The following is a 23,652-nucleotide window of genomic DNA, read 5'->3' as shown; positions in this document are numbered from 1 at the left end:
AGATGTTTATAAGAGCCAGGGTAGGGGCGGGCGACCGGGCAGGACCGGTGCCGTCGTCCCCGAGACCCGTGGAGCCGTCATGGACACGCCCACGCCCGAGCTGCAGACGATGCCGCTGGGCCTCTACGACGTCGTGCAGCTCGCGCTCCTGGGCGCCGGCTTCGCGCTGTTCGCCTACTTCGTCTACGCCTGGACGACCAGGGACGAGGTGTCGCCGCGGTACCGGCCCTCGGCGATCGCGGGGCTGTGCCTCGCCGGCGTCGCGATGCTCGCCTATCTGCTGCTGTACATCGACTGGGACACCGGCTTCCGGCTCGAGGGTGAGGTCTGGGTCCCCAACGAGGAGGCCCGGTCCACCGAGGGCACCCGCTACATCGACTGGACGGTGACCGTTCCGCTGCTGACCGTGGAACTGCTCGCCGTCTGCTCGGTGGCCGGCGCCGCCGCCCGCAGGCTGCGCTTCACCACGATGGCTGCGGCCTTCCTGATGATCGTCACCGGGTACATGGGCGCTCAGGTGCTGTCCGAGGGCCGCGACACCACAGCGCTGGTGGTGTGGGGGCTGATCAGCACCGCGTTCTTCGTCTACCTCTACGTCGCGCTCATCGGTGCGGTGCGCACCTCGATGCCCACGATGGGCAGGGAGGCCGCGGCCAGCCTGCGCAACGCGACCATCGTGCTGCTGAGCAGCTTCGGGGTGTACCCGCTGATCTACGCGATCCCGGTCTTCGTCGACGTCACCCCGGCCTGGTTCACGGCCATGCAGGTCGGCTACTCGGTGGCCGACGTCATCGCCAAGGTCGGCTTCGGGGTGCTCACCCACAAGGTGGCCAAGCTGCGCACCGCCGAGGACGTCGTCAACGGCGCGGACACGCACCCGGAGCCGGTGTGGTCGAGCCACGTGCACAAGAGCGACGCCGTGCTGCCCGAGCTGGCGCGGGTGTCCCCGTCGGTGCTGTCCGCGGTGCGCGGAGGGGTCACCCCGGCCGACGACGGGCGCCGGCCGGGGGACACCGGGCTCAGCGGGCGCTGATGCCCGCGGCCACCTCGCTCGGACGCTGCTGCTCACCGGCGTAGGAGCTGATCGCGACCAGCGTGCCGGTGAGGGCCGGGATGACCCACTGCAGCGTGTCCAGCTGCTGCTGGGCGGCGGCCACGTCGGCCTGGGCCACCTTGGTCCGCTTGCTCGGCTTCGTGCCCGACTTCGACGGCACCCCGCCGGCGGCCGACACGCGCGCGCCGAGCACCCGGCTGTAGGCGGTCGCGCCGAGCGCGGCGGCGGTGACCAGCGTCTTGAGGGCGGACATGCTGGCGGCACCCTCCTGGGCGGCGACCCGCTGCTTGTTCGCGCGCAGCTGGCCGATGCTGCCGATCAGGTGGGCGCCGATGGCGGCGGCGTTGACCGGCGTCCAGCGGTCCCAGCCGGCGTTGGCGACCCGGCCGGAGGCCGAGTCCGATCCGGCCTCGCCGGCGGCGGCGTTCAGTGCGACGGCGTTGGCCAGCGTGCCGCCGAACCAGGCCGACAGGCCGAGGTCGTGCAGCGAGCGGGACAGGGTGTTGCGAGCCATGGGAACTCCTCGGCAGGGGGGATGGTCGCTGCCTCCTACCCCCGGGGCCCGGGCCCATGCCGGTCGTGCTCGACCGGACGGCGATCAGCGACGGCGCAGCAGCCGGGCCAGGCGGTGCCGCCGGCCGGCGGTGAGCTCGGCGGGAGGAGCCGGCTCAGGGGGCGTCGTCAGGGCCGCGTGCCGCTCGTGCAGGCGGGTGCGGACGTCGTCGGCCGTGTAGGACCGGCGCTGGCGCTCGTTGCGGGCGAGCACCACGCCGCCGGCGGCGACACCCGCGAGACCGGCAAGTCCGAGCAGCTTGGTCAGGCGCACGGTCCGTAACGTAGCCGCTCGTGCCCGAGCTCTCGTTGGACGACGCGGTCGACCTCACCCGCACCGGCGACGTGTGGATCTTCCGCGGCGCCTCGGTGGCCGACCGGGCCATCCAGACCCTGACCAACGCGCCGGTGAACCACGTCGGCATGGCCGTGGTCCTGGAGGACCTGCCGCCGCTGCTCTGGCACGCCGAGCTCGGTCGCTCGCTGCCCGACGTCTGGACCGGCACCCACCAGCGCGGCGTCCAGCTGCACGACCTCCGGGACGCCGTCCGCACCTGGCGGCACAAGTACGGGCAGCGGGCCTGGCTGCGCCAGCTGGTCGGCCCCTCGGACGACGGCGGCGTGACCCCCGAGATGGAGGACGCCGTCCTGCGCACGATCGCCCGCATGGACGGCCGGCCCTTCCCGACCACGCCCCGGCTGGCCCGCGGCTGGGTGAACGGACGGCTGCGCCGCGGCACCAGCACCGAGGCGGTCTACTGCGCCGAGCTGGTCGCGGCCACCTACACCGCGATGGGGCTGCTGCCCGCCGACCGCCCGGGCAACTGGTACGACCCGGGCAGCTTCTGGTCCGGCGACGGGCTCGACCTGCAGCAGGGCGCGAAGCTCGGACCGGAGATCCCGGTGGATGTGCCGGCCGGCTGACCCGGCTCAGGCGCTCCGGGCGGGAGCCGCGCCCAGCCGGAGGACGGTGTCGCCGGCGCGCTCGACGTCGTCGTCGTGGGTCACGCAGACCACCAGCCGTCCGGCGAGCCCGGACCGCAGGTCGCCGAGCAGCGCCGCAGCCGTGGGTGCGTCGAGGTGCGCCGTCGGCTCGTCGAGGAGGAGGACGTCGCGGTCGGCGAGCAGGGCCCGTGCCGCGGCCAGCCGGCGCCGCTCCCCACCGGAGAGCGCGGTGCCGCCGGCGCCGACGGGGGTGTCCAGCCCGTCGGGGAGCGTGGCCAGCAGGCTGCCCAGCCCCGTGGCGGTGAGCGCCGCCCGCATCCGGACCTCGCCGTCGGCGCCGGTCAGCACCCCGCGGGGCGCGGCCAGCGCCAGGTTCGCGCGGATCGTCGAGGCGAAGACGTGCGCCTCCTGCGGCAGCCAGGCCATCCGGGCGCGGAGGTCGTCGCCGAGCAGCCGGTCCGCCGGTCGCCCGTCCAGGGTGTAGTCGCCGGCCCGGGGTCGCAGCGCCGCCATCAGCACGGCGAGGAAGGTGGACTTGCCGGTGCCCGAGGGGCCGCGCAGCACCAGCCAGCCGTCGCCGGCCGTCAGGGCGGCGTCGATCCCCCGCAGCACGTCGGGTCCACCGGGCCAGCCCGCGACGAGCCCCTCGGTGCGCAGGGACGTGACGCCGGCCGGCGCGGGCAGCGGATCGGCCGGGTCGGCGGCTCCCGGTGCCCCGATCACGGCGTCGAGCCGGCTCTGCGCGTCTGCCAGGGCTCCGCGCCGCTGCAGCCCGCCTCCCAGTCCGGCCAGTGGCTCCGCGAGGGCCAGCGGGGCGAGGGCGAGGACGGCCAGGGCGGGGCCGGGCAGGTTCTCGGCGGCGGCGACCGCGGTGCCGGCCACGGCCGCGAGCCCGGTGCCGAGCACGACCAGACCGGTGCCGAGCGCGGCCGCCCGGCTCCCCGTCCGGGCGGCGGCGGCCTGCCGGTCGGCCAACGCGGCGAGGTCGGCGGCGGCGGACCCGGCCAGGCCGTGCGCCCGCAGGTCGGCCAGCCCGTCCAGCACGGTCGTCGTCTCGTGCAGCGCGGTGATCCGCAGCGTGGTCTCCGCGCGGGCCGCGCCGGCGTCCACCCGGCGGTGGGCGAGCACGACCAGGGCACCGGTCGCCGCGAGCACCGCCGCCACGGCGGCGCCGGCCGCGAGGTCGACCGCGGCCAGCCCGGCGACGGTGAGGCCGGGAACCACGCCGGCGACGGCGATCGGGAGGCGCACCCGCACGGTGAGGTCCTGCACCGTCCCGACGTCGCCGACGACCCGGGCCAGCGCGGAGCCGGGGGTGCGGTCGGCGGCCAGCCCCTGGGCGGCCAGCGCACGCCACACCCGCACGCGCAGGTCCGCTGCCTGGCGCAGGGCGGCGTCGTGGGCGGTCACGCGCTCCAGCCAGCGCAGCAGCGCCCGCCCGAGGCCGAAGAAGCGCACCCCGACGATCGCGACCATCAGCGTCAGCACCGGCGGCATCTCGGCTGCCCGCACGATCAGCCAGCCGGACACGGCGGTCAGCGCGACCCCGGCACCCGAGGAGAGCGCGCCGACCGCGACGGCCAGCCCCATCGCGGTCCCCGACGTCGCCTCCCCGGGACTTCCGATACCGGAAGTCCCCCCGCCTGCCGGGACTTCCGGTACCGGAAGTCCGCGAGCGGGAGCGGGAGCGGTGATCCCGACGTTCCCGGCGGGGAGGTCGACGGCGCGGTCGGCCAGCGCCGCCAGCACCGGGTCGTGGGTCACGAGCACCGTAGTCACCGTGCCGCGGAGGTCGGCGAGGACGGCGGCGACGCGGTCGCGGGCGTCGTCGTCCAGGTGCGCGGTGGGCTCGTCGAGCAGCAGCAGCCGGGCGCCACGACGCAGCCGGACCAGGGCTCGGGCCAGGGCCACGCGCTGGAGCTCACCGGGGGAGAGGAACTCCGGTGCGCGACCGGCGAGGTCCTCGGCGCCGACCCGGGCCAGCGCCTCGATCACGAACGCCTCGCCGGCGACCTCGTCGAGGCCGGGCTCCGACGCGGCGTGCCGGCGCAGCTCGTCGGCGACGGTCGCACCGGTGGTGCGGGGGAACTGCGGCACGACGGCGACCGACCCGACGCCGGTCACCGCGCCGCCGCGCCGGGCCCCGGGGTCGACGAGGCCGGCCAGCGCGGCCAGCAGCGTCGACTTCCCGGAGCCGCTGGGTCCACGGAGCACGAGCAGCTCGCCGGGCCGGACGGCGAGGTCGGTGGGCGGGAGCGCGGCTCCGCCCCGGCCCGGATAGGACACGGTCAGCCCGCGGACGGCGACGTCGGCGCCGCGCGGGTCGTCGTCGACGGCGGGCACCGTGACGGGCGGCGCCGGGGCGGCCAGCGCGGCCCGCGCCTCGGCGGCGGCCAGGGCGGCGTCCTCGGAGGCGTGGTGGGCCGACCCGAGCGCGCGCAGCGGGGCGAACGCCTCGGGTGCGAGCAGCAGTGCGGTCAGCCCGACGGCGAGCGCCAGGTGCCCCTCGACGAGCCGGATCCCGACGGTGACCGCGACGAGGGCGACCGAGAGGGTGGCGATCAGCTCGAGCACCAGCGCGGACAGGAAGGCGACCCGCAGGGTGGCCAGCGTGCGGGTGCGGTGCGCCTCGCCGAGCGACGCCAGCGCGACGGTCTGCTCGGCGGCGCGGCCGAGGCCGACCAGGACCGGCAGGCCGCGCACCAGCTCGGCGACGTGCGCGGCGATGCGGTCGAGAGCCCGGGCGGAGTCCGCGGTCGCCGACTGCGTGTGCCGGCCGACCAGCACCATGAACACCGGCACCAGCGGGAGCGTCACCGCCACGAGCGCCGCCGACAGCAGGTCGGTGGCGGCGAGGACCAGCAGCAGGACCGGAGGCACGACGATCGTCTGCGCGAGCGCCGGCAGGTAGGTGGCCAGCGCCGGGCCCAGGTCGTGCAGCCGGGTGGTGGCGAGGACGGCGGCCGGGCCGGGGCCGCCCGCCGCGGTCACGGCCGCTGGCGAGCCGGCCAGCCGGTCGAGCAGGCCCCGCCGCAGCCGGTCCTCCGCGCGGCGGGCGTCGCGGGCGGCCACCGCCTCGCCGACGGCGCCGGCGCCGGCCCGCAGCGCCGCACCGACCGCGGCCAGGAGGAGCGGCACGGTGGGGGTGCCGTCGGCCATCCCGGCCGCACGGGCCACGGCGTGCGCCAGGCCGCCGGCGAGGAGGACCAGGCCCGTGGTCTGCACGAGGGCGGCCGTCGCGGCCCGCCCCAGCGCACCGGTCAGGCCGGGCACACCGGCCAGTGCGCCGAGCGGGCCCCGTCCGGCCGCCGTCGGAGCGGTCATGCGTGCGCGGCCTCGGTCGGCTCCCCGTGCACCGGCTCGGCGGTCAGTCGCTTCCGGAACACCCAGTAGGTCCAGGTCTGGTAGGCGAGGACGACGGGGAGTCCGACGCCTGCGGCCCAGGTCATGACCGTGAGCGTGTAGTCGCTGACCGAGGCCTCGGCGAGGGTCAGGTCGAACGCGGGGTCGATCGTCGACGGCACGACCACGGGGTAGGCCGCGCCGAACACGGTCGCCGCGGCGGACACCAGCATCGCGCCCCAGGCGGCGAAGGCCTGGCCCTCGCGGCCGACCCGGATGCGCGCCCAGGCGACGACCACGGCAAGCGCGGCGACCAGCCACAGCACGGCCGTGACCGGCGTGCCGTACCGCAGGTGCACGAGGCCCGCCCAGGCCAGCAGGGGCAGCGCCGCCAGCGGCGACCACCGGACGGCGAAGATCCGGGCGCGGGTCCGCAGGTCGCCATCCACCTTGAGCGCGAGGAAGAGCGCGCCGTGCACCAGCGAGAAACCGAACACCGCGACCGCGCCCAGCAGGGCCGGCCGGCCCAAGCCGGCGAAGGCGCCGCCCACGCGGTTGCCGGCGTCGTCGATCGGCAGGCCGAGCGTCGTGGCACCCAGGGCCGCGCCGATGCCGAGCGAGGCGATCAGCGAGCCGGTGACGACGACCCGCGTCCACGTGGTGTCCCACTGCTCGGTGGAGTGCGAGTGCCGCCACTCGAAGGCGACCGCCCGGATGATCAGACCGATCAGCACCAGGACGAACGGTAGGTAGAGCGCGGGCAGCCAGCTGGCGTACCAGCCGGGAAAGGCTGCGAACACGGCGCCGACGGCGGTGATCAGCCACACCTCGTTGCCGTCCCACAGCGGCCCGATGCTGCGCAGCATCAGGTGCCGGTCGCTCGTCCGGCGGCCGAGCACCGGCAGCAGGGCGGCGACGCCGAAGTCGAAGCCCTCGAGCAGCAGGAAGCCGATCCAGAGGGCGGCGACGGCGGCGAACCAGACGGTCTGCAGGTCCATGTCAGCTTCCGTTCTCAGTAGGCGAACGAGAGGACGTCGTCGTCGCGGCGACCGCCGTCGGCTCCGCCCGGCACGTCGTCGTCGGGACCGCCCTCGGGGGTGTGGCCGGGTACGGGTGCGCCGTCGCCGGTGGTGATGCCGCGGCGGACGAAGCGGGTGATCAGCCACAGCTCGACCACCGCCAGCGCGCCGTAGACGACGGTCAGGGCGATCAGCGACGTCCACACCTCGGCGGCGCTGATCCCGGGGGTCACCGCCTGGGCGGTGAAGAAGTACACCTGGTCCTCGACCGGCACGTCGGGGTTCGGGTGGACGACGAAGGGCTGGCGGCCCATCTCGGTGAAGATCCACCCCGAGGCGTTGGCGACGAACGGCGCGCCGACAGCCAGCAGCGAGCCGTAGACGCCGATCCGCGACATCGGCACGCGGCCCCTGCGGGTCGACCACAGCGCGTACGCGGCCACGGCGGCGGCGACTCCGCCCATGCCGATCATCAGCCGGAAGTTCCAATAGGTGACGGCGAGCAGCGGCGTGTAGTCGATCGGCTCGCCGGCCTCGGCGCCGAAGGACGGGTCGTCGGGGTAGCTCGCCCCGTAGACCTCCTCGTACTGCGCCTGCAGCTCGTTGACGCCGGGGACGGCGGTGCTGAAGTCGCCGTGGGCGAGGTAGCTGAGGATGTAGGGCACGGTGATCGAGTGCACGTCGTCGCACTCGTTGGAGCCGAACTTGGCGAAGGCGAAGATCGAGAAGGACGCCGGCGCCTCGGTCTCGCACAGCGCCTCGGCCGAGCTCATCTTCAGCGGCTGCTGCTGGTACATCAGCTTGGCCTGGAAGTCCCCGGTGAGCGCCACGAGGACGAACGCCGCCAGCGAGACCCAGCCGCCCAGCCGCACCGACCGCCGCCAGACCAGCTGGTCGGGATCGGTGGCGGGCTGCTCGGCGAGCTTCCGCTTCCGCAGGTGCCACAGGCCGATGCCGACCAGCGCCGACCCGGCGACCATGAGCGCGCCGACGATCGTGTGGCTGAACGCCGCGAGCGCGGTGTTGTTGGTCAGGACGGCGAAGAAGTCGACCTGCAACGGGCGGCCGGTCGCGTCGTCGGTCACCACCCCGACCGGGTGCTGCATCCAGGAGTTCGCGGCGATGATGAAGTACGCGCTCACGATCGACCCGATGACCGCTGCCCACAGCGCGGCGAGGTGCACCTTCTTCGGGATCCGGCCCCAGCCGAAGATCCAGAGCCCCAGGAACGTGGACTCGAGGAAGAACGCCAGCAGGGCCTCGAGGGCGAGCAGCGAGCCGAACACGTCGCCGACGAAGCGCGAGTACTCGCTCCAGGCCAGGCCGAACTGGAACTCCTGGACCAGGCCGGTGGCGACGCCGAGGACGAAGTTGATCAGGTAGACGCGACCCCAGAAGCGGGTCATCCGCAGCCACTCGGGCTTGTCCGTCCGCACCCACATCGTGTGCATGACCGCGACGAGGACGCCCAGGCCGATCGTCAGCGGCACCATCAGGAAGTGGTAGACGGTGGTGATCCCGAACTGCCACCGCGCGATCTCCAGCACGTCCACGGGCCGGGCTCCTTCTCGTCGTCGAGAGCGACCGTCGTACGATCGACTCGTTCTTTCTACGCCGTGTAGAAGCTGAAGTTCTACAGAACGTAGAAGAGTGTCGTGTGATCCCTGGAACAGGAGGACCCGTGGCGTCGCTGGGGGAGCTGGAACGGGCCGTCATGGACCGGCTGTGGGCCGCCGACGGGCCGGTGGCCGCGACCCGGCTGCGGAACGAGCTGGCCGACCGCGGCGTCGCCCTGACCACGGTGCACACCGTCCTCACCCGGCTGGAGCAGAAGGGTTTCGTGCGGCACGACGACGCCCGTCCGCGTCGCTTCTCGGCCCGCGCCAGCCGCGAGGACCACGCCGCCGAGCTCATGCACGAGGTGCTCGGCCAGGCGGCGGACCGGCAGGCCGTGCTGGCCCGCTTCGTCGGCAGCGTCAACGACGAGGAGGCCCGCCTGCTGCGGGAGCTGCTCGCCGGCGGCTCCACCGGCTGACCCTGCTCCTCCCCACCGATGCTGCCCGTCACCGCGGTCGCCCTCGCCGTCCTGGCCGCGCTGCTCGCGTGGCCGGTGCCGGCGCTGCTGGCCCGTGCGCAGTGGCCGGGGCGGGACCCGCTGGTGGCGCTGGTGTGCTGGCAGGCGGTCGGCCTGGCCGGGGGCCTGTCGATGATCGGGGCGCTGCTGGTCCACGGCCTCGCGCCGTGGGGTCACTCGCTCCCCGAGGCGGCGTGGGCGGTGGTGCGCGGGCACGTGGTGACCGAGCCGGTGCGCGGTGATCACTGGGTCGCGCTGACACTTGCCGGGGTTCTGGCCTTCGAGCTGGTCGGGGTGCTGTTGCTCAGCTGGGCCCGGATCGTCCGTACCCGCCGTCGGCACCGGGAGCTGCTCGAGCTCGTCGTCCAGCCCGGTCCGCAGCCCGATGCGCGGCTGCTCGACCACCCGGCGCCGGTGGCCTTCTGCATCCCCGGCGCGCGGCCGTTGCTGGTGCTCTCCTCCGGCATGGTCGCCGAGCTCGATGACGGGCAGCTCGCTGCCGTCGTGGCGCACGAGCGAGCACATCTCGCCGAGCACCACCACCTGCTGCTGCTGCCGTTCGTGGCGTGGAAGGCGGCGCTGCCCGTGCTGCCCGCGGCCGAGCGCGCTCACGGGGCGGTGCGGGAGCTGGTCGAGATGCGCGCCGACGACGTGGCGCTGGGCTCGCTGTCGGGGACCTCGCCGCGGCGCACCCTCGCCGAGGCGATCGTCGCGGCGGCCGGCGGGGCCGGAGGAGTGCCCACGGGAGCCCTCGCGGTCTCGGGCGCCGGGGTCCGGGCCCGGGTGGTGCGGCTGCTGGAGCCGGCTCACCCGCTGCCGGCCGCCGCTCGGTGGACCGCGCTGAGCGGTGCCGTCCTGCTGCTGCTCCTGCCGACGGCGCTGCTGCTGCTCCCCGCCCTCGGGTGACCGCGGACCCGTCCCCCGGCGCGGGCGGGCTCAGGGACGGCGACCTGGACGCGGGGCGCCGCGGCTATCCACGATTCGGCGGCGCCATCGCGGGTCCCAGAACTGCGTACGCCGCGGCCAGGCCACCGGTCACGAGTGCGGCCCGCCGGTAGCGGGGGAGGGCCAGCACCGGCACCATGCTGGCCGCGTGCAGCCCGTCGACCGCCGCGGCCGCCCGGACCACCGCCGCCTCCGGCGCGGCGAGCACCAGGGCGTGCTGGGCGAGCAGCCGGGCGCCGAGCACGCGCCCGATCCACAGCCGCTCGCGCGGGAACCGGGGGGCCACCGCGGCGGCCACGGCGCCCGGCCGGGCCAGCAGCGCCAGCCCGGCGAGCAGGCCGGCGCCGGCCAGGGCGCGCGTCAGGTCCCGCCGTGCGTCGTCGTCGGAACGGTTCACCGTGGGCCTCCGGAGGCTGGGACGTCTCTCTGCGGACGCTCTGACTCTGCCCCATATGTGGGGCAGAGTCAGAGCGTCGCGGGATGTGCCGGGTCCCCTCAGCGCGCCGGCGTCGCCTCGCGGTTCTCCGCGAGCGGGGCGAACCCACGCAGCCGCAGGCTGTTGGTCACCACGAACACCGAACTGAAGGCCATCGCCGCACCCGCGATCATCGGGTTGAGCAGCCCGGCCACGGCCAGCGGGATCGCCGCGACGTTGTAGGCAAAGGCCCAGAACAGGTTGCCCTTGATGATCGCCAGGGTCCGCCGGGACAGCCGGATCGCGTCGGCGGCCGCGCGCAGGTCACCGCGCACCAGCGTGAGGTCGCTGGCCTGGATCGCGACGTCGGTCCCGGTTCCCATCGCCAGCCCCAGGTCGGCCTGGGCGAGCGCCGGGGCGTCGTTGACGCCGTCGCCGACCATGGCCACGACCCGGCCCTCGTCCTGCAGCCGCCGGACGACGTCGACCTTGTCCTGCGGTAGCACCTCGGCGATCACCTCGTCGATGCCGACCTGCGCGGCGACCGCGCGGGCGGCGCGGGCGTTGTCGCCGGTCAGCAGCACCGGGGTGAGCCCCAGGTCGCGCAGCTGCCGGACGGCGTCGGCGGAGGTGTCCTTGACCGCGTCGGCGACGACCAGCACGCCGCGGGCGGCGCCGTCCCAGCCGACCGCGATCGCGGTGCGGCCGGTCCGCTCCGCCTCGTCGGCGGCGCGGGCGAGCGGCTCCGGCAGGGTCAGCGACCAGTCGGCGAGCAGCCGCGGTCGGCCGACCAGGACCGCCGCGCCCTCGACGACGCCGCGGACGCCGAGGCCCGCCTCGTTGGCGAACCCCTCGACGGCGGGCAGGGGACCGCGCTCGGCGGCAGCGGCGGCCACCGCCCGGGCGATGGGGTGCTCCGACGCTGCCTCCAGGGCGCCGCCCAGCCGCAGCAGCCGGTCGGCGTCCTCGCCCTCGGCGGGCACGACGTCGAGCAGCGTCATGTGCCCAGTGGTGACGGTGCCGGTCTTGTCCAGGACGACGGTGTCCACCCGGCGGGTGCTCTCCAGCACCTCCGGGCCCTTGATCAGGATGCCCAGCTGTGCGCCGCGGCCGGTGCCGACCATCAGCGCGGTCGGCGTGGCCAGCCCGAGGGCGCAGGGGCAGGCGATGATCAGCACGGCGACGGCGGCGGTGAACGCGACCGGCAGGCCCTCGCCGGCGCCGATCCAGAAGCCGAGGGTGGCCGCGGCGAGCGCGAGAACGACGGGCACGAAGACGGCGGAGATCCGGTCGGCCAGCCGCTGGACGTCGGCCTTGCCGTTCTGCGCGTCCTCCACCAGCCGGGCCATCTGGGCCAGCTGCGTCTCGCTGCCCACCCGGGTGGCGCGCACGACCAGCCGGCCGCCGGCGTTGACCGTGCCGCCGGTGACCGCGTCGCCCGGCCCGACCTCCACGGGTACCGACTCCCCGGTGAGCATCGAGGCGTCGACGGCGGAGGCGCCCTCGGTGACCTCGCCGTCGGCGGCGATCTTCTCCCCGGGCCGGACGACGAACAGGTCTCCGACCACGAGCTGGTCCACCGGCACGCGGGTCTCGCTGCCGCCGCGCAGCACCGACACCTCCTTGGCGCCCAGTCCGAGCAGCGCCCGCAGCGCGGCGCCGGCCCGGCGCTTCGAGCGGGCCTCGGCGTAGCGGCCGGCCAGCAGGAAGGTGGTCACGCCGGCCGCGGCCTCGAGGTAGATGTTCCCGGCACCGTCGGAGCGGGCGACGGTGAGCTCGAAGGGGTGCGTCATGCCGGGTTGACCGGCGCTGCCCAGGAACAGTGCGTAGAGCGACCAGCCGAAGGCGGCCAGGGTGCCGAGGGAGACCAGGGTGTCCATGGTCGCGGCGCCGTGCCGCAGGTTGGTCCAAGCCGCGCGGTGGAAGGGCAGGCCGCCCCAGACGACGACCGGGGCGGCGAGGGTCAGCGAGAGCCACTGCCAGTACTCGAACTGCAGCGCCGGCACCATGGCCAGGAGGACGACCGGGAGGCTGAGCAGTGCGGAGACCAGCAACCGCGTGCGCAACGTCGCGGTCGGCGGAAGGACCCCGTCCTCCTCACCCCTCGCAGGCTCGGGGTGAGCCTCTGGACGGGGCCGAGGGAGTGTGGCGGTGTAGCCGGTCTTCTCCACGGTGGCGATGAGGTCGTCGGTCGTGACGTCGCCGGCGACGCTGACCTTCGCCTTCTCCGTGGCGTAGTTGACCGTCGCGGTGACGCCCTCGAGCTTGTTGAGCTTCTTCTCCACGCGGGCGGCGCACGAGGCGCACGTCATGCCGCCGATGAGCAGCTCGACGTCGGTGGGAGTGCCGGTGGAGGTCATGACCCGTGCTCCTCGTGGGCCTCGACGGTCACCGTGAACGCGGCGGTGCGGACGACGTCGCCGTGGCGGAAGTCGAGGAACAGCCGGTAGGTGCCCGCAGTGGGTGCTGTGGTGGCGAAGCGGACGTGCGGCCCGGGTGCCGGTGCGCGGCCGTCGTCGGGCTCTCCGGGGTGGACGTGCAGGTAGCCCAGGTCGCCCTCGCGCAGGGCGACGAGGTGGCCGTAGGCGCCGAGGTAGGGCTGCAGATCGGTCACCGGAACGCCGTCGCGGCTGACGGCGAGCGTGAGCTCGGACTCGCTGCCCGGCGTGAGCTCACCGGAGAGGACCACCGTGTAGCCGTCCACGTCGGCGACCGTCGACGGCGCGGGCAGCGGGCTGGGCTCGTAGGACCCGGCGACGGCCAGGTCGGCGCCGAGCGTCCGGTTCTCCCCGTCGGCCGCCGGGGAGAAGTCGGCGAACAGCCGCCAGGTGCCGGGGTCCAGCGCCAGCGGTGCCCGCCAGACGCCGTCGGCGCCGAGCTCGGGGTGTACGTGCTGGTAACCGGTGAGGTCGCGCCGGACCGCCACGAGGTGCAGGTCGACGTCGTGCTCGCGGTCGTAGGCGCTGACGGCGGAGCCGTCGGGCCCGAGGATCTGGAAGGCGATGGGCGTGGCCGGACCGGCCGCTGCGGTGCTCGACGCCAGTGCCAGCGTGTAGCCGTCCTCGCTCACCTGGAGCCCGCCGGGACCGGCGTCGGCCGCCTCGGCGTGACCGGCTGCGGCATGGCTCCCGCCGCCGTGCGCGCTCTCGGTGTGCGCCGGTGACGACTCGGTCGCGGTGCCGAACGGCCCGACCGCGGCGCCCACGCCGACGGCCGCGCCGAAGACGGCGACCAGACCCAGCGTGAACGCCGCGACGCGCAGGGGGGTGTTCATGGCATCGGCCGCGTCAGCGGCCGCTCACCTCGTATCCGGCTTCCTCGACGGCGGCGCGGACGGCGGACTCGTCGACCGGCTGCTCGCTGGTGACGGTCAGGCCACCGGTGGCGAGGTCGACGTCGACGTCGGTCACGCCGGGGAGCGCCGAGACCTCCTCGGTGACGGCGGTGACGCAGTGCCCGCAGGTCATGCCGGTGACGGTGTAGCTGGCGGTGCTGCTCACGGGAGCTTCCTCTCGGGTGGGGGGTGGTCAGGAACGGACGAGCCGCGCGATGGCCTGGGTGGCCTCACGCACCTTCTCCTCGGCCTCGCGGCCACCGGCCTTGGCGGCGTCGACGACGCAGTGGCTGAGGTGCTCCTCGAGCAGGCCCAGGGAGACCGCCTGCAGCGCCTTGGTCATCGCCGCGACCTGGGTGAGGATGTCGATGCAGTACTTCTCGTCCTCGACCATCCGCTGCAGACCGCGGGCCTGCCCCTCGATCCGGCGCAACCGCTTGAGGTAGTCGTCCTTGCGGTGGATGTAGCCGTGCGCGTGGTCGTGGCCGGCGCAGCCGGTCTCCGCAGTCTCCACGAGGTGCCCTCCTGACGGCGCCGCGGTCCTGCGGCTCCGGAGGAACCGTACCCCCCTAGGGTTCCTTGTGTCGACCTGCCAGGCGGTCGAGATCGGCACGGGCGGAGGCGAGCTCGTCCTGCAGGCCGACGATGACCTCCGCCGATGCGAGCGAGTGGCCGTCGTCGAGCAGCACCCGCACCCGGGCGGCGAGGACGAGCTGCTGGCGCGAGTAGCGGCGGTGACCACCGCGTGACCGATGGGGGTGCAGGACCCCGGAGCCGTCGAGGCTGCGCAGGAAGGCTGCCTGGACGCCCAGCAGCTCTGCGGCCTGGCTCATCGTCAGTGCCGGGTAGTCGGGATCGTCGAGCCGGCCCAAGGGGTCACCGGGCGACGCTCCGTCCTCGATGTCCACGGCGCGCTCCCGTCGTCGGTGTCCTGGTGGGTGCCCGGCTCCGGGCTGGGCGATGTACGCGGAGGGGGTGGCCCTCGCTCCGACGTGCATCCTCCGCGCACATCGCCGGCGGCGGGTCGGCGGAGGTCCGGATGCGACGCAGGGGCCGGACCCGCGCGGATCCGGCCCCTGCGACGTCGCCTCGCGGCGGGGCGATCAGCTCTCGACCGCCGCCTGCTCGCCCTCGATGGTGCGCGCCTCGACGGCGGCCGGCGTGTCCGCGCGGGTCACCGTGATCTTGCGGGCCCGCGCCTTCTCGGCCACCGGGATGCTGAGGGTCAGCACCCCGTCGTGGTAGCTGGCCTCGAGCCGATCGGTGTCGAGGCTGCGACCCAGCACGAGCTGGCGGGTGTAGCTGCCGAACGGTCGCTCGGCCGCCGACCACTCCGCGCCCTCCAGCTGCGGGACCGAGCGTTCAGCGCTGACGGTGAGGGTGTTGCCCTCGACCGACAGGTCGATCGAGCCCGGGTCGACGCCGGGGAGGTCGAAGTGGGCGACGAAGTTGTCACCCACCCGGTAGGCGTCCATCGGCATGCCCGACAGCGGGCGGGCGGTCGAGGACCCGCTGCGGCCGGTGAGCTGGTCCAGCGCGCGGAACGCGGCGGACGTGGCGGCGAACGGGTCGTACGCGGTCAGCATCATGGCTGGAACCTCCATGGGATGAAGGAACTGGTGTTCGCTGCCCGAGGTGGAACCTCTAGTGGCGACTGGAGATTACCTCGTTGGCGCAGCCAGGTAAACGTCTGCGAGGCAAAAATGTTCCGCACCGTCCTCCCGGAGCCGATCGTCGACCGCGTGCGTGAACCGGGAGCCGACGGGGCAGTGGCACGGCGTGGACGAGACGACCGGCGGCCAGCCGCAGACCCCGCCCGCCGACGACACGCCGGGCACCGAGCCACGCGTTCAGCACGAGGTGGACGGTGAGACGGTCCGGCTCACCATCAGCGGTGAGCTGACCGAGGCCGCCCGACGGCCGCTGGTCCGGACGCTCACCGACCTGCTGCTCGCCGATCACGGACTCCGCCGGGTGGAGCTGCACCTGGCCCAGGTCGGTTTCATGAACTCGGCCGGCCTGGCGGTGCTCGTGCAGCTGCAGAAGATGGCCGTGCCGCGGGCGATCGAGGTGGCCCTGGTGGAACCGCCGTCGACGGTGACCCGCCCGCTGCAGCTGACCGGGCTGTGGCACCGGTTCACCGTGGTGCAGGCCGACGGCGAGGTCACCGCGGAGGCCACGGGCGACGGTGGACCCCCGGGACCGGCCGACCACTCCTGACCGGTGTCGGGGCGGCCCCGGGGCGGTGCGCCTCCTAGCCTGACCGGGTGTCGTCTCACGCCCACAGCCACGGACCCGATCCGGACGCCCCGCCGCCCACCGAGGAGGCGCTGGGGCGCCGCCGCCGGGCCGTGTGGCTGATGCTCCTGCTGCTGGTCCCCGTCGGCCTCGCCACGGTCATCGGGCTGTTCGTGCTGTGGCCCTCCGGCGAGCCGACACGGGCGCAGGAGGTCGCCGCCACCTATCTGCCGCCGGGCACCACCTATCCCGACGGGGAAGTGGTGTCGGTCGAGACCTACGACTGCGGTGACCCCGAGGGCAGGCCGGCCGACTGCGCCCGCGCGGTGGTGGAGATCCTCGACGGCGAGGGCACGGGCGACTACCAGTCGGTCGACCTGCAGTCCGACGTCGTGGCCAGCGGGGTGGAGGAGGGCGACACGCTGGTCCTGACCCGCGACCCCGCCGCCGAGGGCGGCCCGTCGTACCAGTTCTACGACTACCAGCGCGACGTGCCGATCATCGGCCTCGCCGTCGCCTTCGCGGTGGTGGTCGGCCTGGTGGCCCGGTGGCGCGGACTTGCCTCGCTGGTCGGCCTGGCCTTCGCCTTCTTCGTGCTGCTGCAGTTCGTGCTGCCCGGGCTGCTGGCCTACGACTCGCCCGCGATGGTCAGCCTGGTCGGCTCCGCGGCGATCATGTTCGTCGTCCTCTACCTCGCGCACGGGTTCTCGGCCCGCACGACGACCGCGCTGGTCGGCACCCTGTTCGGGCTCTCGCTGGTCGCGGTCCTCGGCTCGCTCGCCGTGGCGACGGCCCGGCTCACCGGCCTGACCAGCGAGGAGACGACGACGCTGAACAACTTCGACCCGACCATCGACTTCTCCGGTCTGGTGCTCGCCGGCATCGTCGTCGCCGGGCTGGGCGTGCTCAACGACGTGACGATCACCCAGGCCTCGGCGATCTGGCAGCTGCACGAAGTGGACTCGTCGATGACGTGGCGGGAGCTCTACACGCGGGGAATGGCCGTGGGCCGGGACCACATCGCCTCCACCGTCTACACGATCGTCTTCGCCTACGCCGGAGCGGCGCTGCCGCTGCTGCTGCTCTTCGAGCTCTACGACCAGCCCGGGTGGGTGGTCCTGACCTCCTCCGGGCTGGCCGAAGAGGTCATCCGCACCCTCGTCGGCGCCATCGCGCTGGTGCTCGCGGTGCCGGTCACCACCGCGACCGGGGCGTTCTTCGCCAAGGCAGCCGACACCGAGGCCGGGGCCGCGACCGATCGCCGGCTGACCGCGCTGCGGACGCGGTTCGCCCGATGAGCCAGGCTGTGCCCGTGAGCACCGAACTCCTCGTCGCAGCCCAGGCCGCTCCCGGGTTCATGCCCGACGACGAAGGGCGGGCCCTCTACGAGGCGGCGCGGACCGTCGCCGTGCCCGGGCCGCTGCTCGAAATCGGCACCTGGATGGGCAAGTCGGCGCTGTACCTGGCCGCGGCTGCCCGGGAGACCGGCCGGCTCGTGGTCACCGTCGACCACCACCGCGGCTCGGAGGAGCACCAACCCGGCTGGGAGTACCACGACCCGTCGCTGGTCGACCCCGCCGTCGGGCGGATCGACACCCTGCCGAACTTCCGCCGCACCATCGCCCAGGCCGGCGCGGAGGACGTCGTGATCGCGGTGGTCACCCGGTCGGAGACACTGGCCCCGCTGTGGACGGCGCCGCTCGCCCTGCTCTTCCTCGACGGCAGCCACACCGAGGAGTCCGCGCGCCGGGACCAGGACGCGTGGGTGGCCAAGCTGGCGGTCGGCGGCACGCTGGCCATCCACGACGTCTTCCCGGATCCGGCGGACGGCGGGCAGGCGCCCTACGGGGTCTACACCCGGGTGCTGGGGAGCGGGGACTTCGAGGAGCTGCCGGGCACCGGGTCGCTGCGGCTGCTGCGTCGCAGGAGGACCCCGTCCCTCTCACCCCTCGCAATCTCGGGATGAGCCTCCGGACGGGGCCGGAGAACCCGCTGGGCGCGGAGCGGGCGGCCGCGCAGGCGCAGATCGAGGCGCTGACCCGGATGTTCGACGAGGTCGTGGCGGCGTCGAAGTCGTCGAACGCCGACGACGAGCACGACCCCGAGGGTGCGACGATCGCGTTCGAGCGCCAGCAGGTCGCCGCTCTCCTGGACCAGGCACGCCGCCGGCTGGCCGATGTCGACGTCGCCGTCACCGCGGTGGAGGCCGGGACCTACGGCCGGTGCGAGACCTGCGGCCGCCCGATCGCGCCGGAGCGGCTGGCCGCCCGCCCGACCGCCCGCACCTGCATCGACTGCGCCCGCTGAGCATGGGAAGCGATACACCCGTTGGGGCCCGCGAGACGCATGTATCGCTTCCCATGCCCGAGGTGGAGGGCTAGCTGACGTAGCGGCGGGCGGTCGACGTGCGCTGCGCCTCCTCGAGAGCGGCGAACCGTGCCTCGGCGTGCGCTGGGAGCACCCGGCGCTCGCGCACCACCCACGGCAGTCCGCACACGGCGGCCAGCAGACCGCGCGCCGTGACCCGATCGCGCGGAACCGAGCGCAGCAGGTGCAGCGTGCGGCGCGCGGCGGGGCGGATCGGGCGCCGCAGCCACGTCGTCCAGAGCGTGTTGCGGATGCCGTCGGCCCGCCGCCGGTGAGGGTCGCGGGCGGAGCTCGCCTGGTGGTGCACGGTGAGCTGCGGCAGGTAGCAGAGCTCCCAGCCGGCCGCGGCCAGGTCGCCGGCCATGAGTTCTTCCTCGCCGCCCAGCCACAGCCGTTCGGAGAAGCCGCCGACCGCCTCGAACGCCTCGCGCCGCACCACCGACGCGCCGGCGAGGAACGAGCCGAGCGCCGGTCCGGGTAACCACGGGGCGCCCCGGACGGGGGAGTCGCGCAGCTCCGGCACGATCGGGTCCTCGCGGCCGCCGGGTTCGACGAGGATCCGAGCGGTCACGACGGCCAGCCGCGGGTGCGCGTCGAGCACGTCGGCGGCGGTGCGCAGCGAGCCCGGCTCCCACCAGGTGTCGTCGTCGCAGAAGGCGACGTAGTCGGTGTCCAGCCGGGCCACCCCGACGTTGCGGCCCACGGCACCCAGGTTCTCCGGACTGGCGATCAGCTCGACCTGCGGGAACCGCTCGCGAACCGCATCGGCCGTGCCATCGGTGGAGCCGTTGTCGACGACGACCACGTGCGGTCGCTCGGGCAACGCCAGCAGACGTTCCACGGCCAGCAGCAGCTCGTCCCGCCGCTGGTGGGTGATGACCACGACGGCCACCCGCGGATCCGCGGTCACGATCCGCTCCCGGCGAGGACGCGCAGTTGCTCCCGGACGGCCACGGGCACCGGCCGGCGCGAGCGCAGGGCAGCCGGCACGTCGGGCAGCGCGCGCAGCAGCCCCCGTCGCTCGGCCGTACCGGTGCGCAGCGCCCGCAGCACCACTCGCCCGACTTCCGGCGCGGGCTGGCGCATGACCGCGGTCAGCACCCGGCTGCGCCAGATCGCGGTGCGGCGCTGATCGGGCGCGGCCCGGCGCGGTGAGGGGTGGTGGTGCACGGTCACCTCGTCGACGTAGGCCATGCCCCATCCGGCGGCGGCGAGGTCGAGGGAGAGCCGTTCCTCCTCACCGGGGAAGCGCACGACCCGGTCGAAGCCACCGACGGCGAGGAACGCCTCGGTGCGCACCATGGCCCCGCAGGCGATGAAGCCCAGGAGCGCCGGCCCCGGGAGGTCGGGCGGCGTACCGAGCGGGCTCCCCGCCATCTCCGCGCAGGTCGGGTCCAGCCGTTCCTCGGGGCCGACCAGGATCCGGGCGTTCAGAACGGCCAGCCGCGGATGGGCGCGCATGATCGCGGCCGCCCGGGCGAGGTCGCCGGGTGCCCACCAGGAGTCGTCGTCGGCGAACGCGACGAATTCGGTGCCGGCGCGCTGCACGCCGATGGTGCGGGCGTAAGAGCCCGCGTTCTCCGGCAGTGGCACGACGGTGACGCCGAGGCATGCCGCGCGCACCGCCTCCACCGTGCCGTCCGTGGAGGCGTTGTCCACCAGGACGACCGGCGCCTCGTGCCGGGGGAGGGTGGCGAGCAGGTCGTCCCGGCGGTCGCGGGACATGACGACGACGGTGACGTCGGAGGGGGCCGGTGTGGTCACGGAGGAACCCTGCCCGCGCGCCGCGCCGCTCAACCGGTGCGTGCGTCACCCTCCGCCAGCGGACCCCTGGCCTCTGCAGCAACCGGCAGCGCGAACACGAAGACGTTGTCCTCGTAGTTCCCGGTGCGCGTGTCGAACGCGCCGCCGCAGGACACGAGCACCAGCCGACCCGTTCCCGGCGCCGGCCCGAACGCATTCGTCTGGTCGTACAGCATCTGTCGCAGCTCGGGCCGGGCAGCCAGCGCGTCCTTGTCGTGACGTTCGCCGCCGGTGATCCGGTAGTCGAGCCGGCGGCCATCGGCGAGCTGCACGGTGAACGTCTGCCCGATGTGCTCGACGGCGTACTCCGCCAGATCGGACAGTGCTCCGCGGACCAGTTCCCCGTCGACCACGTAGTTGACGTGACCGACGAGGATCGCGGTGCCCCTGCTCGAGCCGGGGGCCGCGTCGTCCGATGCCCAGCTCAGCGTCCGGGGGTCCTCCGGAACGAACAAGTCGCCCCGCTCGGTGAGGGGATCGGCGGAGACCGAGGCGGTCACGCCGTCCGGGTGGTTGCTGCTCGCGAACGGGATCTCCAGCCCCACCGGCACCCCGGACTCGTCGGGGCCCCGTTCCGCGGCAGGGGAGACCGTCTCGCCGGCGGCCCCGGCTGACATCGGCGTCCGGGAAGGAGGCTGGTGTCCCGAGGCGTGCTCCACGAGGAGGGCAGCGCCCGCCACGGACATCAGCAAGCTCAGGACGACGATCGCCAGCCGGGGCATCCGCACTGTTCTCAGTTCCCTGCGAGCCGACGGCGGTAGAGCGCCGTCCCACCGGCCAGGGCGCCCATCGAGGCCAACGCCAGACCCACGGTCAGCTGCCAGGTGTCGGCCATGCCTTCACCGGCGTCCGCGGCCCCGGGGATGGGACCCACGTCGGAAGCGCGAGACGCCGTGGCCGAACCCGCGCCCTCCGAGGTTCCGTTCCGTGCCGCGGTGGCGGGTTCCCGGCCGTCCGAGCCCGGGGTTCCGGCGTGGAGGGAGGCACCCGGGGTGCCCGAGTCACCCGGATGTGCCGTGTCGCCCGGGGTCCCCGGAGTCTCCGGCTGCCCCGGGACGTGCGGCTCGGTGGGCGTCTGGCAGCCGCCGGCGAAGAACGACTGCCCATCCGTCGTCCAGTTGAGCGAGTAGGTCGATCCCTGGTACGTGAACGGCGGGATGATGTCGCCCCGGCCGAGGTCCTCGTGCTGGGTGTAGTGGCCGTTGTAGGCCCCAGCGGCAGCGACCGTTATCCGGACATAGGGGTTGCTGGTCGAGCCCGTGGCGTGGCAGAGCGTGACCTTCGGGTCCTTGCCCGGCCCGCTCGGAGTGCCGGGGTTCCCCGGGTTGGCCGGCTTCTCGGGCGTGCCCGGGTTCTCGGGCTCGTGGGGGTTGCCGGGGTTGCCGGCGTTGCCGGGGTTCTCGGGCTTGCCTGGGTTGCCTGGGTTGCCTGGGTTGTCCGGCTTCTGAGGTCCGCCCGTGGTCTCCACGGTGCAACCCCTCGCGAACGTCGCCTGTCCCGCGCCGTCCCAGTTGAGCGAGTACGTCGAGCCCTGGTATGTGAACGGCGGGATGATGTCCCCCTGGCCGAGGTCCTGGTGCTGGCTGTGGTGGCCGTTGTACGCCGCGTCGTCGGCCACGGTGATCTGCACGTACGGATTGCTGGCGGACCCAGTTGCGTGACAGAGGGTCACCTTCGCGCCGCCGTTTCCCCCGGGCGCTGCCGCGGCCGGCATGGCGGTGGCGAGCACCAGCGCAGAGGTTGCGGCCAGGAGTGTCGTGCCGGCAGTGGCCGTGCCGAAGATCCGGTTCCGTGCGTGCGTCATGTGCGTGTTCCCCCCGTGCGTTCGTCCGGCGCCGGCGGGTCTGCCTGGCGCCCGGCCGTCGGCCCAGTCGAGCCGTGATCGGTCGAGAGCCAGTAGGAAAGCCGTTGACGCTGCGTGCACGGTGAGAAGAGGAATTACGCCGAGTGGGTGATCGGATGGAACGGGCGGCACCGATAATCTCACGGTGCGTAGTCGCGATCGAGGGGTGTCACGAGCCCCGGCTACGGGTGCCGGATACCTGCGAGTGCTGTTCCCACGCGGGTCGACGCGAGAAAGTCAGTTCCGGATCGTGGGACTCGCCGGGCGCCCGGCCTGGATCGATCGATGCGTGGAAAAACTCTGAGTAGTCGAGAAAATGGCCGGAGACGCATGTCGAGAATGGTCACCGACTGGGCCTTTCCGTCGCTGCCCGGCTCGATCTCGTCCGGGGTGTGCGCCTGTGGTGCGATCGGCCGCCTGCTCGACGCCAGCACGCGCGGTCGGTCGCATGGACCGCGGGAGGAGCCGGCCGAGCGCCCCGCCGGAGCCGGCCGTTCGCGCGGCAGTCGTCGATCCGCTGGACGGGCGCATCCACGGTGCCGAGTTCCCCGCCGACAGGCTCGTGGACAGCTCCGTCAGTCGGTCACGGACAGTGAGCCTTGCCGGAGTGGCGCGAGGTCCCGGCACCGGCGTCACCCGCGGTCGCGGCTCACGACAGTGCGGTGTCCGCCCCTTCCGCCAGCCGTCCGGCTGGTTGCGTCCCGGCGTCTGGCACCCCGGCGACCGGCAGGGCGGCGGGGTCGGAGAACAAGCCTGCCGCCGGTGTGGCGCCGGCGATCGCGTCGGCGGCCAGGACGACCGCCGCCGCCGTCCAGGTGGTCCGCTCGATCGGCCAGCGCGCGTCGTCGGGGTACACGAAACCGGTCCAGTACGACCCGTCGTCGTGCCGGAGGTGCTGCATCGCGGCGACCTGCGCGAGGGCGTCGTCCGGCCGCCCGGCGGCGGTCAGCGCCAGCGCGAGCTCGCAGGTCTCGGCGCCGGTCACCCACGGGCGGTCGGACACGCACCGGATGCCCAGTCCCGGAACGACGAAGGTGTCCCAGGAGGCGGCGAGCCGGTCATGCGCGGCGGTGCCGGAGACGGCACCCGCGAGCACCGGGTAGTACCAGTCCATCGAGAAGCGCGACCGGTCCCCGAACGCCGCCGGGCGCTCCCGCAGGGCGGTGCCGAGATCGGCGACGGCGAGCTCCCAGTCCGGCTGGGCCTCCCCGGCCAGCTCCGCCAGGGCCAGTCCGCAGCGCAACGCCTGGAAGAGGCTGGCGTTGCCGGTCACCAGCGCGAGGTCGTCGGGCGTGCCGTCGGGGCGCAGCGCCCAGCTGATCGCGCCACCGGTGAGTTGCATGCGGGTGACGAGGTCCAGCGCCCGGCGCACGACCGGCCACAGGCCGACGACGAGCTCCTCGTCCGCGCTGATCAGCCAAGAATGCAAGAGGCCGACGGCGAGGTAGCCGGCGTGGTTGCTCTCGACGGCGGGGGCGGTCTCCGCGCCGTCGCGGTACTCGGCGGCCCAGCTGCCGTCGGGCCGCTGCCGCCCGGCGAGCCAGCGGTAGGCCGCCGCCGCCCGCTCGTGCTCGGCGCCGACGTCCAGCGCCATGGCCGCCTCGACGGAGTCCCACGGATCGAGCTGGCCGCCCCGGAACCACGGCAGGGCCCCGTCGGCGCACTGCTCGCCGGCGATCCAGCCGACGGTCTGCCGCACCTGGGCAGCGGTCAGCACCCCC

General features: G+C 74.3%; 25 protein-coding genes. 8 read left to right on the top strand and 17 right to left on the bottom strand.

From position 1 onward, the window contains the following. Positions 1-79: 79 nt before the first annotated feature. Positions 80-1,033: a bacteriorhodopsin gene (locus C5508_RS02830; RefSeq protein WP_232796884.1), complete on the top strand. Its 954-nt coding sequence runs from the start codon at positions 80-82 to the stop codon at positions 1,031-1,033. Here the strand turns inward: C5508_RS02830 and C5508_RS02825 are convergent. Both C5508_RS02825 and C5508_RS02820 read right to left on the bottom strand, forming a co-directional pair. Beyond that, positions 1,020-1,568 carry a hypothetical protein gene (locus C5508_RS02825; RefSeq protein ID WP_104523384.1) on the bottom strand — a complete coding sequence of 183 codons (549 nt, stop codon included), beginning with the start codon at positions 1,566-1,568 and terminating at the stop codon, positions 1,020-1,022. The two genes, C5508_RS02830 and C5508_RS02825, sit on opposite strands and share 14 nt — an antisense overlap. An 84-nt stretch (positions 1,569-1,652) precedes the next feature. Then, complete coding sequence (locus tag C5508_RS02820) at positions 1,653-1,880, bottom strand: hypothetical protein (RefSeq protein WP_104523382.1); 228 nt, start codon at positions 1,878-1,880, stop codon at positions 1,653-1,655. A gap of 20 nt (positions 1,881-1,900) precedes the next feature. Between C5508_RS02820 and C5508_RS02815 the strand changes: the two genes are divergently transcribed. Then, complete coding sequence (locus C5508_RS02815) at positions 1,901-2,530, top strand: hypothetical protein (RefSeq protein ID WP_104523380.1); 630 nt, start codon at positions 1,901-1,903, stop codon at positions 2,528-2,530. A gap of 6 nt (positions 2,531-2,536) precedes the next feature. Here the strand turns inward: C5508_RS02815 and cydC are convergent, their stop codons facing one another. The 3 genes from cydC to C5508_RS02800 are packed head-to-tail and all read right to left on the bottom strand — an operon-like array spanning position 2,537 to position 8,465. Next, positions 2,537-5,875, bottom strand: coding sequence for a thiol reductant ABC exporter subunit CydC (gene cydC, locus C5508_RS02810; RefSeq protein WP_104523378.1), 3,339 nt, complete (start codon positions 5,873-5,875; stop codon positions 2,537-2,539). After that, positions 5,872-6,891 carry a cytochrome d ubiquinol oxidase subunit II gene (cydB, locus tag C5508_RS02805; protein WP_104523376.1) on the bottom strand — a complete coding sequence of 340 codons (1,020 nt, stop codon included), beginning with the start codon at positions 6,889-6,891 and terminating at the stop codon, positions 5,872-5,874. Before cydB ends, cydC begins: the two co-directional genes overlap by 4 nt. Before the next feature lie 14 nt (positions 6,892-6,905). Next, on the bottom strand, positions 6,906-8,465 hold the full coding sequence (locus C5508_RS02800; protein ID WP_104523374.1) for a cytochrome ubiquinol oxidase subunit I: 1,560 nt from the start codon (positions 8,463-8,465) through the stop codon (positions 6,906-6,908). 128 nt (positions 8,466-8,593) lie between these two features. Between C5508_RS02800 and C5508_RS02795 the strand changes: the two genes are divergently transcribed. Together C5508_RS02795 and C5508_RS02790 are read left to right on the top strand one after the other, a co-directional pair. Then, positions 8,594-8,947, top strand: coding sequence for a BlaI/MecI/CopY family transcriptional regulator (locus C5508_RS02795; protein WP_104523372.1), 354 nt, complete (start codon positions 8,594-8,596; stop codon positions 8,945-8,947). Between the two features lie 18 nt (positions 8,948-8,965). Then, entirely contained in the window at positions 8,966-9,892 is a 927-nt protein-coding gene (locus C5508_RS02790) for a M56 family metallopeptidase (RefSeq protein WP_104523370.1), read from the top strand. 64 nt (positions 9,893-9,956) lie between these two features. Here C5508_RS02790 and C5508_RS02785 read toward each other — a convergent pair whose 3' ends face one another. The 7 genes from C5508_RS02785 to C5508_RS02755 form a co-directional block, all read right to left on the bottom strand. Further along, positions 9,957-10,328 (bottom strand): hypothetical protein, encoded by a 372-nt coding sequence (locus tag C5508_RS02785; RefSeq protein WP_104523368.1) that lies wholly within the window; start codon positions 10,326-10,328, stop codon positions 9,957-9,959. A gap of 98 nt (positions 10,329-10,426) precedes the next feature. Beyond that, a complete protein-coding gene (locus tag C5508_RS02780) occupies positions 10,427-12,706 on the bottom strand; it encodes a heavy metal translocating P-type ATPase (RefSeq protein WP_104523366.1) in 2,280 nt (759 codons plus the stop codon). Next, on the bottom strand, positions 12,703-13,620 hold the full coding sequence (locus tag C5508_RS02775) for a hypothetical protein (protein WP_104523364.1): 918 nt from the start codon (positions 13,618-13,620) through the stop codon (positions 12,703-12,705). The genes C5508_RS02780 and C5508_RS02775 overlap by 4 nt, the downstream gene beginning before the upstream one ends. A gap of 13 nt (positions 13,621-13,633) precedes the next feature. Beyond that, complete coding sequence (locus tag C5508_RS02770) at positions 13,634-13,846, bottom strand: heavy-metal-associated domain-containing protein (protein WP_232796883.1); 213 nt, start codon at positions 13,844-13,846, stop codon at positions 13,634-13,636. A gap of 27 nt (positions 13,847-13,873) precedes the next feature. Then, positions 13,874-14,194, bottom strand: a complete 321-nt coding sequence (locus tag C5508_RS02765; protein ID WP_104523362.1) for a metal-sensitive transcriptional regulator — start codon at positions 14,192-14,194, stop codon at positions 13,874-13,876. Positions 14,195-14,249: 55 nt separating this feature from the next. After that, the gene (locus C5508_RS19785; RefSeq protein ID WP_232796882.1) at positions 14,250-14,588 is read right to left on the bottom strand and encodes a MerR family transcriptional regulator; all 339 of its coding nucleotides are present in this window, start codon (positions 14,586-14,588) and stop codon (positions 14,250-14,252) included. Between the two features lie 195 nt (positions 14,589-14,783). After that, the gene (locus C5508_RS02755; RefSeq protein WP_232796881.1) at positions 14,784-15,284 is read right to left on the bottom strand and encodes an Hsp20/alpha crystallin family protein; all 501 of its coding nucleotides are present in this window, start codon (positions 15,282-15,284) and stop codon (positions 14,784-14,786) included. 175 nt (positions 15,285-15,459) lie between these two features. On the opposite strand from C5508_RS02755, the gene C5508_RS02750 reads away from it, so the two are divergent. The 4 genes from C5508_RS02750 to C5508_RS02735 are packed head-to-tail and all read left to right on the top strand — an operon-like array spanning position 15,460 to position 18,225. Next, positions 15,460-15,900: an STAS domain-containing protein gene (locus C5508_RS02750; RefSeq protein ID WP_104523419.1), complete on the top strand. Its 441-nt coding sequence runs from the start codon at positions 15,460-15,462 to the stop codon at positions 15,898-15,900. Positions 15,901-15,947: 47 nt separating this feature from the next. After that, positions 15,948-17,216: a YibE/F family protein gene (locus tag C5508_RS02745; RefSeq protein WP_104523358.1), complete on the top strand. Its 1,269-nt coding sequence runs from the start codon at positions 15,948-15,950 to the stop codon at positions 17,214-17,216. Positions 17,217-17,230: 14 nt separating this feature from the next. Further along, entirely contained in the window at positions 17,231-17,884 is a 654-nt protein-coding gene (locus tag C5508_RS02740; RefSeq protein WP_232796880.1) for a class I SAM-dependent methyltransferase, read from the top strand. Further along, positions 17,881-18,225 (top strand): TraR/DksA family transcriptional regulator, encoded by a 345-nt coding sequence (locus C5508_RS02735; protein ID WP_104523354.1) that lies wholly within the window; start codon positions 17,881-17,883, stop codon positions 18,223-18,225. The genes C5508_RS02740 and C5508_RS02735 overlap by 4 nt, the downstream gene beginning before the upstream one ends. 70 nt (positions 18,226-18,295) lie before the next feature. Here the strand turns inward: C5508_RS02735 and C5508_RS02730 are convergent, their stop codons facing one another. The 5 genes from C5508_RS02730 to C5508_RS02705 all read right to left on the bottom strand — a co-directional run bounded on the left by C5508_RS02730 (position 18,296) and on the right by C5508_RS02705 (position 23,648). Then, positions 18,296-19,195, bottom strand: a complete 900-nt coding sequence (locus C5508_RS02730; protein WP_232796879.1) for a glycosyltransferase family 2 protein — start codon at positions 19,193-19,195, stop codon at positions 18,296-18,298. After that, positions 19,192-20,049 (bottom strand): glycosyltransferase family 2 protein, encoded by an 858-nt coding sequence (locus tag C5508_RS02725; protein ID WP_232796878.1) that lies wholly within the window; start codon positions 20,047-20,049, stop codon positions 19,192-19,194. Before C5508_RS02725 ends, C5508_RS02730 begins: the two co-directional genes overlap by 4 nt. A gap of 29 nt (positions 20,050-20,078) precedes the next feature. Beyond that, positions 20,079-20,810: a class F sortase gene (locus C5508_RS02720; RefSeq protein WP_104523352.1), complete on the bottom strand. Its 732-nt coding sequence runs from the start codon at positions 20,808-20,810 to the stop codon at positions 20,079-20,081. Between the two features lie 11 nt (positions 20,811-20,821). Then, complete coding sequence (locus tag C5508_RS20165) at positions 20,822-21,892, bottom strand: hypothetical protein (RefSeq protein WP_113684635.1); 1,071 nt, start codon at positions 21,890-21,892, stop codon at positions 20,822-20,824. A gap of 688 nt (positions 21,893-22,580) precedes the next feature. Beyond that, on the bottom strand, positions 22,581-23,648 hold the full coding sequence (locus C5508_RS02705; protein ID WP_232796877.1) for a prenyltransferase/squalene oxidase repeat-containing protein: 1,068 nt from the start codon (positions 23,646-23,648) through the stop codon (positions 22,581-22,583). Between the last annotated feature and the right edge of the window lie 4 nt (positions 23,649-23,652).

The sequence above is a fragment of the Blastococcus atacamensis genome, from assembly GCF_002938425.1.
GTDB lineage: Bacteria > Actinomycetota > Actinomycetes > Mycobacteriales > Geodermatophilaceae > Blastococcus > Blastococcus atacamensis.
The sequence above is the reverse complement of the archived record's forward strand: the minus strand, read 5'-3'. Positions and strand labels throughout refer to the sequence as shown.